Origin of the sequence: Enterococcus sp. DIV0546 (assembly GCF_051712785.1) — a bacterium.
In the GTDB taxonomy this organism is placed as follows: Bacteria; Bacillota; Bacilli; order Lactobacillales; family Enterococcaceae; genus Enterococcus; species Enterococcus faecalis.
Genome location: NZ_JBIOPO010000001.1, coordinates 2,335,243 through 2,350,835 on the forward strand (window position 1 = coordinate 2,335,243; position 15,593 = coordinate 2,350,835).

The 15,593-nt window shown below is 37.7% G+C and carries 14 protein-coding genes; 5 read left to right on the plus strand and 9 right to left on the minus strand.

Translation table 11 applies throughout. The features are described from left to right. Positions 1–174: 174 nt before the first annotated feature. The 5 genes from IGJ24_RS11335 to efrA all read right to left on the minus strand — a co-directional run bounded on the left by IGJ24_RS11335 (position 175) and on the right by efrA (position 6,174). On the minus strand, positions 175–852 hold the full coding sequence (locus tag IGJ24_RS11335) for an HAD family hydrolase (RefSeq protein ID WP_164980870.1): 678 nt from the start codon (positions 850–852) through the stop codon (positions 175–177). Positions 853–926: 74 nt separating this feature from the next. After that, positions 927–2,078: a non-hydrolyzing UDP-N-acetylglucosamine 2-epimerase gene (wecB, locus tag IGJ24_RS11340; protein WP_289865858.1), complete on the minus strand. Its 1,152-nt coding sequence runs from the start codon at positions 2,076–2,078 to the stop codon at positions 927–929. A 13-nt stretch (positions 2,079–2,091) separates the two neighbouring features. Next, positions 2,092–2,583 (minus strand): gamma carbonic anhydrase family protein, encoded by a 492-nt coding sequence (locus IGJ24_RS11345; RefSeq protein ID WP_002355129.1) that lies wholly within the window; start codon positions 2,581–2,583, stop codon positions 2,092–2,094. A gap of 97 nt (positions 2,584–2,680) precedes the next feature. Further along, positions 2,681–4,450 (minus strand): multidrug efflux ABC transporter subunit EfrB, encoded by a 1,770-nt coding sequence (gene efrB / locus IGJ24_RS11350; protein WP_129194287.1) that lies wholly within the window; start codon positions 4,448–4,450, stop codon positions 2,681–2,683. Further along, on the minus strand, positions 4,447–6,174 hold the full coding sequence (gene efrA / locus IGJ24_RS11355) for a multidrug efflux ABC transporter subunit EfrA (protein ID WP_002414139.1): 1,728 nt from the start codon (positions 6,172–6,174) through the stop codon (positions 4,447–4,449). Before efrA ends, efrB begins: the two co-directional genes overlap by 4 nt. A gap of 228 nt (positions 6,175–6,402) precedes the next feature. On the opposite strand from efrA, the gene IGJ24_RS11360 reads away from it, so the two are divergent. From IGJ24_RS11360 to rnjA, 3 genes are all read left to right on the plus strand, one after another. Then, a complete protein-coding gene (locus tag IGJ24_RS11360) occupies positions 6,403–6,789 on the plus strand; it encodes a YbaN family protein (protein WP_002355126.1) in 387 nt (128 codons plus the stop codon). Between the two features lie 304 nt (positions 6,790–7,093). Next, a complete protein-coding gene (locus tag IGJ24_RS11365; RefSeq protein WP_002355123.1) occupies positions 7,094–7,306 on the plus strand; it encodes a DNA-directed RNA polymerase subunit epsilon in 213 nt (70 codons plus the stop codon). 1 nt (position 7,307) lies between these two features. Further along, positions 7,308–8,993: a ribonuclease J1 gene (gene rnjA, locus IGJ24_RS11370; protein WP_002355122.1), complete on the plus strand. Its 1,686-nt coding sequence runs from the start codon at positions 7,308–7,310 to the stop codon at positions 8,991–8,993. Between the two features lie 105 nt (positions 8,994–9,098). Here the strand turns inward: rnjA and IGJ24_RS11375 are convergent, their stop codons facing one another. From IGJ24_RS11375 to IGJ24_RS11390, 4 genes are all read right to left on the minus strand, one after another. Next, positions 9,099–9,299, minus strand: coding sequence for a cold-shock protein (locus IGJ24_RS11375; RefSeq protein WP_002355121.1), 201 nt, complete (start codon positions 9,297–9,299; stop codon positions 9,099–9,101). 153 nt (positions 9,300–9,452) lie between these two features. Beyond that, positions 9,453–10,151 carry a RadC family protein gene (radC, locus tag IGJ24_RS11380; RefSeq protein WP_002365188.1) on the minus strand — a complete coding sequence of 233 codons (699 nt, stop codon included), beginning with the start codon at positions 10,149–10,151 and terminating at the stop codon, positions 9,453–9,455. Between the two features lie 55 nt (positions 10,152–10,206). Beyond that, entirely contained in the window at positions 10,207–10,866 is a 660-nt protein-coding gene (locus tag IGJ24_RS11385) for an HAD family hydrolase (RefSeq protein WP_002385286.1), read from the minus strand. Then, positions 10,850–12,172: a bifunctional folylpolyglutamate synthase/dihydrofolate synthase gene (locus IGJ24_RS11390; protein ID WP_002355117.1), complete on the minus strand. Its 1,323-nt coding sequence runs from the start codon at positions 12,170–12,172 to the stop codon at positions 10,850–10,852. The genes IGJ24_RS11385 and IGJ24_RS11390 overlap by 17 nt, the downstream gene beginning before the upstream one ends. 248 nt (positions 12,173–12,420) lie before the next feature. Here IGJ24_RS11390 and IGJ24_RS11395 point away from each other — a divergent pair, with 248 nt between their 5' ends. Both IGJ24_RS11395 and IGJ24_RS11400 read left to right on the plus strand, forming a co-directional pair. Continuing rightward, the gene (locus tag IGJ24_RS11395; RefSeq protein ID WP_438775406.1) at positions 12,421–14,985 is read left to right on the plus strand and encodes a YfhO family protein; all 2,565 of its coding nucleotides are present in this window, start codon (positions 12,421–12,423) and stop codon (positions 14,983–14,985) included. Continuing rightward, a complete protein-coding gene (locus IGJ24_RS11400) occupies positions 14,978–15,577 on the plus strand; it encodes a TVP38/TMEM64 family protein (RefSeq protein ID WP_002355114.1) in 600 nt (199 codons plus the stop codon). Before IGJ24_RS11395 ends, IGJ24_RS11400 begins: the two co-directional genes overlap by 8 nt. Positions 15,578–15,593: the final 16 nt, after the last annotated feature.

Genomic DNA, 15,593 nt, shown 5'->3' on the forward strand with positions numbered 1-15,593 from the left:
CTGAAACTATTATACATGAAACCTCTTTAAAATTAAATGTTTTTAATAAAAAGACCGTCATTCCCCGATAAAAAATTCATCATTGACAACGTTTAAAGCCTATGATGGCGCTTTTCTATTGAAACGATAATAAATCTTAAAATCCTCCTAAATTTATCGAAAATCCATTTTTTATTAAGAATTTTGTAGCAAAATAGCACCTAAGTCTTTAGGGGATTGTACTAGGAATGTCGCTCCCGCCTCTTGTAATTCTGTTTCTTCACCAAATCCATACAAGACACCTATACTATCTAAGCCATTTTGTTGAGCACCAAGAATGTCATGATTACGATCACCAACCATGATAATCGCTTCTTTGGTTGGGTCTAATTGAGCTTCCGTTAATGCATACTGAATCACATCTGCTTTTTTAGAACGATGACCGTCCATACTCGCTCCATAGATGCCTGTAAAATAACGATCTAAATCAAAATGAGTAATAATCTTTTTAGCAAATTCTTCTGGCTTGGAAGTCGCAATGTATAACTTTGCTCCCGCTTCCTTTAACCTTGTTAACACTTCTGGAATCCCTGGATACACATTGTTTTCAAACATGCCTTTTCTCTGATAATACGCTCGATAATGACCCACGGCTTGTTGCGCTGCTTCAGCTGAAGGCGCCATGTACAAAAACGACTCATATAAAGGCGGCCCTATGAAAGAACGTAACGTCTCCTCGCTAGGAGCTGGCCAGCCTAATTGTTCTGTTGCGTATAAAATAGAACGCATAATGCCGCTACCAGAATCCGTAATTGTGCCATCTAAATCAAATAAAATCGTTTGATACATCTTCACTTCACTACTTTCTAGCATTTTTTGTCTAATTGATTCTTCAAAATAAGATACGCAAAAGAAGCACATTTTTCAGCGCTTCTCTGCCTTTTTATTTATTTTGCTGTAAACGTATCTGGTTTTTTATCTGATTGCTGCATTTCATAGGCAATGGCTTCAACGATTCGGCGGCTAGCTTGACCATCCCCATACGGATTTTGTGCATGCGCCATCGCGTGGTAAGCATCAGAATCAGTCAATAATGTTTTCGCCTCTTGATAGACTACTTGTTCGTCTGTACCAACCAATTTCAATGTTCCTGCCGCTACGCCTTCTGGACGTTCCGTTGTATCTCGTAAAACTAAAACTGGCACACCTAAGGAAGGAGCTTCTTCTTGCACACCGCCAGAATCAGTTAAAATTAAAGCACTTTTCGCTGCAAAATTTTGAAAATCTTTGACGTCCAATGGTTCAATTAAATGCACACGAGCTAATTCACCTAAATGTTCCGCTACTATTTCACGGACTTTGGGATTTTTGTGCATAGGGAAAATGATTTCAATTTCTGGATGTTCCATTACAAGTCGACGAACAGCTTTAAACACATTTGCCATTGGTAGGCCTAAATTTTCACGACGATGCATTGTGATTAGTACAATGCGTTGGTCTGTAGGGATTTTCTCCAATAAATCATTTTGATAGTGGGCATCAACGGTGTACGCCATCGCGTCAATCGCTGTATTGCCAGTCACATAAATATGTTCTTCTGGATGATTTTCTTTGATTAAATTGTCCTTACTTTGAGTGGTTGGGGCAAAATAAATATCAGTTAACACGTCTACCAGTTGACGATTCATTTCTTCCGGAAACGGAGAATATTTTTGCCAGGTCCGCAATCCTGCTTCCACATGTCCCACTGGAATCTGTTGATAAAAAGCAGCCAATGCAGCCGCAAATGACGTGGTTGTATCGCCATGAACCAAGACAATATCCGGCTGTTCTGTCACAAGAACCTCAGTTAATAAATTCAAAACACGACTTGTAATATCTGTTAAGGTTTGCCCATCTTTCATGATATTTAAATCATGATTCGGTGTAATTTGAAAATCTTCTAACACTTGATCCAACATTTGTCGATGTTGCGCTGTTACAACTACTACAGAGTCAAACCCTTGACTTTGCTCTTCTAAAACTTTGATTAAAGGGGCCATTTTGATTGCTTCTGGCCGTGTTCCAAAAACTGTCATTACTTTAATTTTCTTCATCATTTTCCTCCTAATTCTATGTTAGTTTTGGGTATTTTTGTTGGCGAAATTCTTCTGCTCGTTGAATATAATGTAAGGCGTTCGTATGATTACTGGCTATTTCTGCTGCCGTTAACGGACGGATAACCTTCGCGGGTCGACCAAATGCTAAAACATTTGGCGGGATAATTTTGCCTTCCGTCACTAAAGAGCCCGCACCAATCAGGCTGTTTTCTCCAATAATAGCATTATTTAGAATCGTTGACCCCATGCCAATCAAAGCACCATCACCGATTTTACAACCGTGTAACATGCATTGATGGCCCACCGTTACATACTTGCCTACAATTGTCGGGGCATCTTCATCAACATGAATAATCGTGCCATCTTGAATATTACTACCTTCACCAATGGTAATTGTGTTACTGTCACCTCTTAAGACCGACTGAAACCAAATATTACTATCCTTCGCTAGTTGTACGTTTCCATAGACATCTGCACTAGCAGCAATAAAATACTCTTTTTTCAAACTCTGTCACCTCTTTTCATTAAGTATAGACAAGAATTCCTCACTTTCATAGTAAAAAAGACAAGAAAAACGACTGTCTGTTCAGACAGCCGTTTTTTTATTCCTCATAGTCGCCTTCTTCAGCAAATTGACTATTGTATAGTTTTTCATAGAAGCCACCTTGTTCCAGCAACTCATGATGCGTACCTTTTTCAATGATTTCTCCTTGTTTCATAACAAGAATTAAATCAGCTTCACGAATAGTTGATAGGCGGTGGGCAATAACGAAACTCGTTCGTCCTTCCATAACACGATCCATTGCTTTTTGAATTAAGGCTTCCAAGCGTGTATCGACTGAACTAGTCGCCTCATCTAAAATCAAAATTTTCGGATCAGAAATTACCGCTCGGGCAATGGTCAACAATTGTTTTTGACCAAGGGAAACGTTATCTCCCTCAGAATTGATTTCCATTTCATACCCATCTGGCATTGTCCGAATGAAGTGATCCACATTGGCCGTTTTCGCTGCATCCACAACTTCATAATCCGTGGCATCCAATTTCCCAAAACGAATGTTATCGGCAATGGTACCTTTATACAACCAAGCATCTTGCAATACCATTCCAAATACAGATCGGACATCACTACGGTTCATTTTTTTTGTGTCAATACCATCAATTTTAATGGCGCCTTCTGTTACATCATAAAAACGCATCAGTAAGTTGATTAAGGTTGTTTTCCCAGCGCCAGTTGGTCCCACAATCGCAACCATTTGGCCCGCATCAACTTTAAAGTTCAAATTACGAATTAACGGTTTTTCTGGGTCATAACTAAAGCTGACATTTTCAAATTCAACAGAGCCTAAAATAGGTTCTGGTAAAGGAACATCTTGTTCGTTAAGTTCTTCTTCTGGTTCATCTAGGATTTCAAAAATCCGCATGGTCGAAGCTGAAGCGCTTTGTAAAGCTGCAGACAACTGCGTAATATTCCCCATTGGTTGGCTAATTTGCCAAATATATTGAATAAACGCTTGTAACTGCCCCACTACGATCACACCAGCAACCACATAGTAACTACCAAGGACAGCTACCCCGATATATGTCCCATAAGCGGTCATTTGAACCAATGGCAACATTAATCCTGAGATAAAGGATGCCTTGAAACCAAAACCATTTAAACGGTGATTGACTTGTTTAAAACCTTCAAGAGTTTCTTTTTCCCGGCCATATAGTTTTAAGACACTGAACCCAGTCATATTTTCTTGAACATAACCATTTAAGTCTCCTAAAGAATTTTGCATTCCTTGGAAATATTTCTGGGAGATTTTAACAATTGTTCTTGAAATAATCAGAGACAACGGAATCATAATTACTGAAAAAATCGCCATCAGCGGATTGATTAAAAACATCATCACTACCGCCATCACAATACCTAAGACTGCCGAAACAATATTGATAAAACTTTGTTGCATCGCATTGCTGACAGCATCCACATCGTTCGTCACCCGTGACAAAATATTTCCTTGTTGGTTCTTATCAAAATAAGAAACTGGCAAACGATTGATTTTTTCTTCAATATCTCGACGTAAATCGCGCATGGATTGTTGAACGACATTCGTCATTAAAAATCCTGACAAAAATTGTGCCACACAATAACCTGTTCCCACAACTAAAATCCAAATTAAACATCGGATTACATAATCAAAATTAATGGATTCGCCAGCCGCAATATTACGGCTAATTTCTGTCGTTGGTAATCCAGTCAAATAAGGCAACGCTGCATTAAAGGCAACGGTTAATATTGTAAATAAAATAACTAAATAAAACGTCAGTCGGTACGGTTTAATATAGCGACCGATTCGTTTCATAGAAGAAAAGGCGTGTTTCATGCTAATTCCTCCTCTGACAATTGAGAAGCCGCAATATCATAGTAAATTGGACAAGTCTCAAGTAATTCACGATGTGTGCCAATTCCGACCACGTCGCCTTCGTTTAAAACAACAATACGGTCCGCATGCATAATTGTTCCAACACGTTGTGCCACAATTAAAACAGTGGATTCTGTTGTTTCTTTTTTCAGACGCGCTCGTAAATTTGCATCTGTTTGATAATCTAACGCAGAAAAACTATCATCAAATATATAAATTTCCGGATTGCGAATAATCGCCCGTGCGATAGCTAAACGTTGTTTTTGACCACCAGAAAAGTTCGTGCCACCTTCTGAAAGAGGTTCATCATAGCCTTGCGGTTTTTGTGAAACAAATTCTGTTGCTTGAGCAATGTCAATTGCTCGTTCCATTTCTTCTAACGTCGCATCTTCCTTACCGTAGCGAAGATTATCAGCAATTGTACCAGTAAAAAGTAACGCTTTTTGTGGAATATAGCCAATCTTATTGCGTAATGCACTAAGTTTGTACTCTTTTACATTCACTCCATCGATTAAAATTTCACCTTCTGATACATCATAAAACCGTGGAATCAATTGAATTAATGTTGATTTCCCACTACCTGTGCTCCCAATAAAGGCCACTGTTTCACCAGGTGACGCCTTAAAACTTACATTGCGAATAACTGGGCTTTCCGCATGTCCAGGATAGGCAAAGGTTACATTTTTAAACTCTAGATAGCCTTTAGTAGCTGTTTCTGTTACGCCTTCTTCTTCACGAATAGCTGGTTCCATGTCTAAGGCTTCTTGAATCCGTGAAGCCGAAACCGCAGCCCGTGGATACATCATAAAGACACTGGCAAATAACATAAACGAGAACAGCGCATGAAAAATATATTCAATAAAAGCAATTAAATTCCCAACTTCTAAATCCCCATGGCTGATTTGAACAGTCCCGCTCCAAATGATTAAGACCATCACAATATTAAATAAGAAAAAGAACCCTGGTTGGGCTGCTGCCATTAAACGAAACAGACTTTTTGAACTTTTAGTGTAAGTTTCATTGACTTTATTAAAACGAGATTCTTCAAATTTTTCATTAACAAATGCGCGTATTACCCGCAATCCAGAAAGATTTTCTCTTAAAATCCCATTGATTCCATCTAAGTTCTTTTGTTGCTTTTTAGATAACGGTTCTGACAAACGAGCAATTCCGACAACTGCTAGCAGCAGAAAAGGCAAGGCACCTAAAACGTACATTCCTAACGACGGACTCGTTCGCATCACCATGTAAAGACTGGCAATAAACATCACTGGCGTCATAAAGCCAAGACGTAAAATATTTCCCATGAAGAGCATAATTTGGTATGCATCATTGGTAGTTCGCGTAATTAAGGAAGAAACCCCAATACTTTCATATTCACTGTGTGAGAAAGTTTGAATCTTTTCAAATAAATCATCACGAATATCACGAACAATGTTTGTTGTAATTCTGGCACCAAAGTACCCTAGCAAAATATTCATTGCGACGCCAATAATCGTAATTACAACCATCCAAATCCCTTGCTGATAAATATAGTCCATATCTCTAGGAATAATTCCTTTGTCAATCATTCGCGCTAAAATGGTCGGCAAGCCTAATTCAATCAAAATAAAACCAAACACACAAATAAAATCAGCGAAAAGTAATTTCTTATAACGCATTGTGTAACGCCACATTAACTTCAATTAATCATCTCCTTCTTATCTTACTTTAAATTTTCTAGTACTCCCACTGTATCAAAAAGAAATCGGTAATACAAGCTGTCTGGCTAGAAAAAACAGCCTTTCTCTTTCTATCCTTTCCCTTTTAGATTTTCTAAAAAATAGATAATTTTAATGATTTACTTATACGATTAAAATTGCTACTTCCTTTTGATTGTGCCATAATTGGGAAAAACTGAAAGGACCCTTTGAATGAAAAAATTATTCTTCATTTTTCTCGGTTCCTGTACGTTTGCTTTAGGCACGTTAGGAATCTTTTTGCCGCTTTTACCCACCACTGGTTTTTATTTATTAACGGCCTTTTTTTGGATGCGTAGTTCAGATAAACTTTATAACAAATTTTTAGCTTCTTCTTATTATCAAAAATATATCCAAGAAGCCTTCTTTGAGAAAAAAATTACTCGTAAAGGTAAATGGAAACTATTTATTTCCATGTTTCTTTTATTTGCCATTCCGTGTTTAATTGTCCGAAATACGTTGATGACTACGACTTTAGCGATTGTTTATTTAGCTCACGTGATTGGCTTAAGTTGGTATTGGCGTCCTAAAAAAAAGGCACTCGAACTTGATCAAGAATAAGGCGAAACAAGAAGTTTGTTTTTTTTAAAAGTCCAGTGAGTGTTTCTATACTTCCTTATCATTCTATGATAAAATAAGCTTAATTGTTGTTATTCACAACACACGGGACGGTTGAAAAAGAACACATAAAATCAAATACCCAGAATGAAGCAAAGTCGAGGCTTCATTTCATCATTAACAGATGTTTTTGATGAGCATTCTTTTTTAGGTGATCAGCACCTCGTTTTGTTGTGTTTAATTTTCTGTCTTAAAATGAAAAAAACTATAAATTGCTATTATTAGTAGCTGAAGGAGAAATGAATCGATGATTTACAAAGTATACTATCAAGAAACAAAAATCAGAAACCCAAAAAGAGAAGACACAAAATCTCTTTACATGGAAGCCGATAGCGATGTAATCGTGCGCCAATTAGTTGAAGAAAATACCCCATACAATATTGAATACGTTCAATTATTAGACGAAAAACATCTTGCTTACGAGCAAGAACATGCGGACTTCACTCTAACGGAGTTTTAACATGAAAGTAAACATAAAAAATAACGAAACTGGCGTTTTTGCAATCGGTGGTTTAGGCGAAATTGGAAAAAACACATATGGGGTACAATTCCAAGATGAAATTATCATTATTGATGCTGGGATCAAATTCCCAGAAGATGATTTACTTGGGATTGACTACGTGATTCCAGATTATAGCTACATCGTTCAAAATTTGCATAAAGTCAAAGCACTCGTTATTACCCACGGTCACGAAGACCATATTGGTGGCGTTCCTTATCTTTTACGTCAAGCGAATATCCCAATCTATGCGGGACCACTAGCCTTGGCTTTAATTACCAACAAACTAGATGAACATGGTTTATTGCGAGAAGCGGAATTACACGAAATTAATGAAGATACGGTGATTCGTTTTAGAAAAACAGCGATTAGCTTTTTCCGGACGACTCACAGTATTCCTGATGCCTTGGGCGTTGTGGTTAAAACGCCTTCTGGTAACATTGTCGCAACAGGTGACTTTAAGTTTGACTTTACACCCGTTGGTGAGCCAGCCAACTTACACAGAATGGCGAAATTAGGTGAAGAAGGCGTCCTTTGTCTTCTTTCAGACAGTACCAATGCTGAAATACCCACCTTTACAAAATCCGAAAAAACAATCGGGACCTCTATTTTAAAAATCTTTGAAAAAATTGATGGTCGGATTATCTTTGCCAGTTTCGCTTCAAACATTTTCCGTTTACAACAAGCTGCTGATGCAGCTGTGAAAACCGGTCGCAAAATTGCTGTTTTTGGTCGTAGCATGGAAAATGCCATTGTCAATGGCGAACGCTTAGGCTACATCAAAGTGCCAAAAGGAACGTTTGTCGATGCAGCGGAACTGAACCAATTGCCAGCAAATGAAACAATGATTTTATGTACTGGCTCTCAAGGAGAACCTATGGCCGCGCTTAGTCGGATTGCTAACGGTACACATCGCCAAATTAGTATTCAACCAGGCGATACGGTTGTTTTCTCAAGTTCACCAATTCCTGGGAATACGACAAGCGTTAACCGTTTAATCAACTTATTATCTGAAGCCGGTGCAGAAGTTATCCACGGAAAAATCAATAATATCCATACTTCTGGTCACGGTGGACAAGAAGAGCAAAAATTAATGCTTCGCTTGATGAAGCCTAAATATTTCATGCCTGTTCATGGTGAATTTAGAATGTTAAAAATCCATGCTTCGCTCGCTCAAGATACAGGGGTTCCTGAAGAAAATTGCTTTATCATGGGCAACGGCGATGTCTTAGCTTTAACGGCTGATAGCGCACGTCCTGCTGGTCACTTCAATGCTAATGACGTGTACGTTGATGGAAATGGTGTCGGCGATATCGGGAATGTTGTTTTACGGGATCGTCGTATCTTATCTGAAGAAGGTTTAGTTTTAGCGGTAGCAACGGTTGATATTAAAAATAAAGAAATTATGGCTGGTCCAGACATTCTTTCCCGTGGTTTTGTCTACATGCGTGAGTCTGGTGATATGATTCATGAAGGCCAACGTCTTTTATTCAATGCTCTACGTGAAGCAATGAAAGATAAAAACTGTACCGAAGCAAAATTAGGCGAAGCCATGACGACCGCTTTACAGCCTTTCTTGTTTGAACAAACAGAACGTCATCCAATGATTCTGCCAATGATTATGACTGCCACAGTTAGTGATCAATAAAGCTCTCATTTAATAGAGAAGAAAAATGTTTGTCCATTTTTCTTCTCTATTTTTTCTAACAAAAAAACACCTAACATGCGTTAGGTGTTTTTGGATTATTTTTTATTAGTTTTTTTCTACGTTAACTGCTTGAGGGCCACGGTCTGAATCTTCAACATCAAAAGTCACTGCTTGACCTTCTTCTAAAGTTTTGAAACCATCACCTTGGATAGCTGAGAAGTGTACGAATACGTCGCTTCCGTCTTCGCGTGAGATAAACCCAAAACCTTTTTCTGCGTTAAACCATTTTACTGTTCCTTGTTCCATTCTTTTGTTCCTCCTCGTGCATTTGCACATAAATAGTCGTAACTTTGCTCGCTTCCAATAGAATATTTAAAAAAATTTAAAAAGTCTACATAATTCCAAACAAGATTACCCTTTCATTTTACACGTGATAAAATATTTTTGCAAGAATTGTCCTCATTCTGAAGCAAAAAAATTCTCTTCTCTCAAACTAATGTATCCGCTATCACCAACAATAATATGATCCAACAATTGAATCCCCATCATTTCGCCACATTCTTCCATTCGTTTGGTAAATTGAATATCTTGTGGAGACGGTGTCGGATTGCCAGATGGATGATTATGAGCTAATAGTATGCGAGCAGAAGAATATTTAACCGCTTCCCGAAAAATTTCGCGTGGATGAGCAATACTCTGATTCAGTGATCCTTTGAAAATCGTTTTCTGTTGGATAATGTCATTCTTGGTATTCAAGTAAATACAAATTAAATGTTCTTGTTGCAGCCCCTTCATCTCTTGGAGTAATCGTTGAGCGACTTGTTGACTGGACGTAACTTTGCCAAATTTGATTTGACTACTTTGATAAATTCGACACCCTAATTCAATGGCCGCACGTAATTCAATGGCTTTCACTTGGCCAATGCCTTTAATAGCCATTAACTCGTTCAACGTGGCTTGCTGCAAATAAGAAAGCTGCTTAAACTGTTTTAACAGCGTTGCGGCAACAGTCATCACGTCTGCTTCTTTTGAGCCAGTGCGTAACAGAATCGCCAACAACTCTTGATTCGATAATGCTTTTTCTCCTATTGCCAAGAGCCGTTCTCGTGGTAAACAATCACTCGGCATCTCACGAATAAACAGATCCGATACTTGCATAAAAAAACCTCCTTTGCTAGTCATTAATAAACTACGCAAAGGAGTGTTGTTTTTATTATTTTAAATAATGTGGCGCTTGATGTAAACTCTCCAAGACATGTAATGTTTTCTCTTGGATAACTTCAGTTGGTTGCAATAAATCAGGTACCATGATCACTGGAATGCCCGCACTATGAGCCGCACTTACCCCATGAAATGAGTCTTCGAAAATCAAGGTTTTCGGGGCTTCTGTTCCTAAAAGTTGACGAGCTTTTTGAAAAATTTCTGGGTCCGGTTTTGCTCGTTTAACATCCTCTGCTGAAACGATCCCTACAAAACGATCCTGAATTCCAGCATGGCTTAATAACATTTCAATTGCTGGACGGACGTTACTTGAGGCAACTAATCGAGGAATTTTTTGATCATCTAAAAAGTCGAGAAATTCCACCACCCCTGGTTTTAAAGGGACGTTACCAGATCGAAACTCTTGCAAGGTATCATCATAAGAACGGCGGATAAATTCTTCCACTGTGTCGTGACCATAAGATGCATAAATACGTCGGTAATTCTCTTGTACTTCTTCATCGGAAATCCCAACATAGTCTAAATAGACTTCTTTACTATATGGTAACCCCATTGCATCTGCTACTTTTTGAGTAGATGTATAGTAAATCAACTCCGTATCAAAAAGCAACCCATCCATATCAAAAATTACGCCATCAAATTTCTTCATCATTTCCTCCTATAGTTAAAAGTAATTCTCTTACTTGAGAAACAAAATATAATGAACCTGTTACTAATAATAAATCATCTGTCGACATTTTTTCTAAAATTTCGCCTAAGCCAAATTGCCATAAAGACACAATTTCTGTTAAATCGTCTTCATATTTTTCCATTTCTGTAAGTGCAATAGCTTTAGGGTAATCAAAGCTAGTTAAGTAAAGATGCGCATTCGGTACTTGCTTTAAGTCCTGAATCATCTCATCCACATCTTTAGTTGCTAAAGCTGAAAATAAAATATGAATCGTGTGTTGTGGAAACTCTTTGCGCAAGTTTTCAACTAAGCGTTTTACTGCATGATCATTGTGGGCACCATCTAAAACAATCAACGGTTCATCACTAAGACGTTCCATTCGAGCTGGCCATTGCGCTTTAGCTAACCCTTGAGTAATGTCTCGTTCTTTAAACGGCAAATGTTGTAGTTGGCAATACTTGTCAAATAATTGAATAGCTACCGCCGCGTTTTCTACTTGGTGACGCCCCAACAAGGGAACTTTAATTTTTGTCAGTTTGCCCATTTCTCCATAGAAATTAAATACTTCCCCCCATTGTGTATCAGGATGTAGATATTCCACTTGATACTCTTTGCCAAAACGAAAAATTGGACTCTGTTTTTCTTGTGCGACTTTTTCAATGACTGCTAGCGCATCAGCACAAATATTGCCTGTTACTACTGGGACTTTTTCTTTAATAATACCCGCTTTTTGATAGGCAATTTCAGCAATTGTTTCACCTAAAATTTCTGTGTGATCCTTCCCAATTGTCGTAATTCCCGTCAATAATGGCTTCACGACATTGGTGCTATCAAGTAATCCACCTAAGCCAACTTCAACAACGGCGATATCCACTTGTTCATTCACGAAATAGTCCAAGGCCATTCCTGTCAATGTTTCGAATTCTGTAATTCCAGCCACTTCAGTGATCTGGTCTAATTCTTTAATGATTGGTTGATACTTTTCCACATAGGTAATCAATTGTTCGTCTGAAATTGGTTGACCATTTATCGCAATTCTTTCATTAAATGATTCAATATAAGGAGAGGTAAAGGTTCCGACTTTCAAGCCCATTTCTTCTAATAGGCAGCGTAAATATGTCACGGTTGAGCCTTTACCATTGGTTCCTGCGATATGAATCGTTGGCACTTTGTTTTCTGGATGATCAATTTTTTCTAATAACGCATTAATCCGATCCAAACCAGGTCTTGAACCAAAGGGTAACCGGCTATGAATCCATTCAATGGCTTCTTCTATTGTTAATTGCATCTTGTCCAACTCCTTGTCTTCTTCTACATTATAACTAAGTTAAGTGACTTTTTCACTAATAACCAATTGAAACTTTTTCTTGAAAACTTTTTGCATTTTTCATAATTTTGCGTTATTAGCGGATACATTAATGAACTTATGGTAAACTAACATTCTGGATGGTTCATTCCAGCCAGCCAATTAAAAACTATTTTTAGAGCGTTCAACACGCTTATTCATGATTTTTTTATAAAGGTGGACTTATTTTGATGAAAAACAAATCGAAGCTTTTATGGTTAGGAAGTTTTTTCTTGCCGTTTTTACTTCTATTGCTTGTATGGATGACATTACAACTTGCGCCTTTTGGTGACAACAACTTATTAGTTAGTGATTTAGGCACACAATACATGCCTTTCTTGAGTTTTTTAAAACGCTCTTTTCACGAGGGAATAACTACATTCTACTCTTTTTCCAATGAGATTGGTGAGTCGATTGTTCCTTTGGCAGCCTATTACTTACTGAGCCCTTTTAATGTGTTGGCTTTCTTTTTTCCTTATGAACAATTACCTATAGCAATTTTATGGATTATTACCTTAAAACTTGCCTTGATGGGCACTACGATGTTTAGCTATTTAAAATACACCTATCAAAAAGTTGATGGCACCACGTTACTTTTTTCAACGTCCTATAGTTTCTGTGGCTTTGTCACCGTCTATAGCCAAAACTTTATGTGGTTGGATGCACTGATTCTATTCCCGCTTATCTTATTGGGACTCCAACGTTTATGGGATCAACGCAAATGGGGCTTATACAGTATAACCCTGTTTTTAGCGATTGTGACGAATTACTACATGGGTTATATGATTTGTCTCTTTGCTGTTTTGTACAGTATCTATTGGTTCTTTAAAAAGGATACCCAAGCCCATGCTATTCGGCAATTTTTTAAACAAAGTCCGTTATTCATCCTCGTTTCTTTTTTAACAGGAACCGCAACTAGCTTTTTATTATTACCTGCAGCAGAAGGAATGCTCTATACAAAAAAAACAGATTTTGATGTCTCGACGTTCTTTTTAACGCCTAAGTTCAACACTTCGTTCTTCTCGCAATTAGGCTTAGGTTCTATTAATTATGAGTTGCGTTTAGACCATTTACCAACCGTTTTTGCTGGATTATTTGTGACACTCCTCTGTGTTGCCTATTTTCAAACGAAACAAATTGCGTTAAAAGAAAGAATAGCTTCAGCAATTCTTTTATTCATTCTTTTTTTAAGCTTTTGGTTAGAAGCCTTTAATACTGTCTGGCACATGTTTCAAAGCCCAGCTGGTTTCCCTTACCGAAATGTCTTTATCTTTAGCTTTTTATTGATTGTCTTTGCCTATGAAGCTTGGCTAAAAAAAGTGACCATTCCTTGGTCCGCACCTATTATTTTTAGTCTGCTGTTAGTCATTGGCTACGGATCTTTGTATTATGGTCCACAAAAGAATCTCTTAATTTCGATCAATTATTTATGGCTAAGTTTACTTTTTATTTGGTTGATTTTCTTTTGCTTGCGTTTAGCACACAAAAAGGCCTTAAGAAACTATGTAGTCGTGGCTTTATTCTTACTGGTCAGCACAGAATTAACAACGAATTTCTGGATTTCTTTTAAACACATGCCCTTTGGTAGCCAAGCAACATTTGCCCAAGATTACCGAAAACACAGCCAATTAATCGATGAAAAAATGGCCTCAGCACCAGAACTTTATCGCATGAAACAAGTCATTCCTTCCAAAGAAACAGGGTTCCGTGAAATCAATAACGGCTACAATAATCCTTTACTTTATGGCTATGCTGGCGTTTCTAGCTATACTTCGACTTTAACTGCCACTACCCAAGACACATTAAGTGCGCTAGGTTTATATCGAAAAAATGATCGCCGGATTGCTTATGTGGATAATTCACAACTAACCAATTTACTTTTAAATGTGAAATATGACTTTTCACCAATTGAAAAACCTACCAGTGAAAAATTGCTAAAAACAGTTGGTTCCACGAAAATCATGGAAAATGATGAAGCGATCGGTATGGGCTTTTTGGCGCCAACCGCATTAACCAAGTTAAAATTAGCAAAAAATAATCCTTTAGATGCCCAAGAAGAACTCCTGCAAACGCTCGTGCCGACGGATAAACCTTACTTTAAAACAGCTTCGTTGATAAATGAACCTCATCATACCAACGAAACAATTGAAGCAACCTTTAAAGTGAATAGCACTGGTGACTTGCATCTTTATATTCCGAATTTAAAATGGAAAAAGGTTACACAATTGAAGGTAAACCAACAAGTTATCTCGACGCCGATTTATATTGCAACCAATCAACTGTTCAATTTAGGGCATTTTGAAAAAGGAACTACCGTGACCCTGTCACTAACTGCTGAACAAGTGGGTGATTTAACCAATTGGCAGCTTCAAACTTTAGACCAAACAGCCTTTAATCGTGCGGTTGACAAACTACGCCAACAAGCTCTTCACGTGAATGCAACTAAAAAAGGCCATTTAAATGGCGCACTGAATGTACCTGGAAATGATACTCAGTTACTGTATACGTCCATTCCTTATGATCAAGATTGGCAAGTCAAATCGTCGCTACAAAAAGAACCATTAAAAACACAACGCATTCTAGGTGGCTTTTTAGCTATTGAAGTCCCAGCGGGCAAACAGCAGTTAACCTTTGCCTATCATCCAAGAATGATTTATCTCGGCACTGCCGTCAGCGGAACGATTTTACTGGGAACGGCTGGTTATCTTGGCTTTAAAAAATACCGTCGAAAACGTCAGGAGGCCACTCATGACTAATCAGAAAAAATTTTTAAATGGACTCATTCGGTGGTTACCCCTAGTGGGACTTGTGCTTTTCTTCGGCTTAATTTTATGGGGATATTCCAGAGGAATTTTTCATTCTGTTGCTTCCTTGCAAGCTTTTATTAAACAGTTTGGTAACTATGCGGTTCTGTGTTTCATTCTTTTACAAATCGTCCAAGTGATTATTCCTATTCTACCTGGAGGAATCTCTTCTGTTGCAGGAATGTTGATGTTTGGCAATTTGCAAGGCCTTTTGTATAGCTATCTTGGATTGATTATTGGTGAGTTTATTGGCTTTTTACTGGTTCGTTACTATGGACGTAGCTTTGTAAAAATAATCCTTTCACCCAATAAATACAAAAAATTTGAAGAGATTTTAGACAAAAATGAACACAATGTCAAAAAGCTCTTAATCTTTACTATGTTAGTCCCCTTCGCTCCAGATGATATTGTTTGTTTAGTGGCGGGAATTACAGATATTTCTTTAAAAGAATTCATGAAAATTGTTCTTTTATTGAAATTCTGGTCTGTGGCTACTTACAGCTACTTAATGTTGTATTTGTTTCAATTATTTGGCAAATTATAACAAAAAGACAACAAAA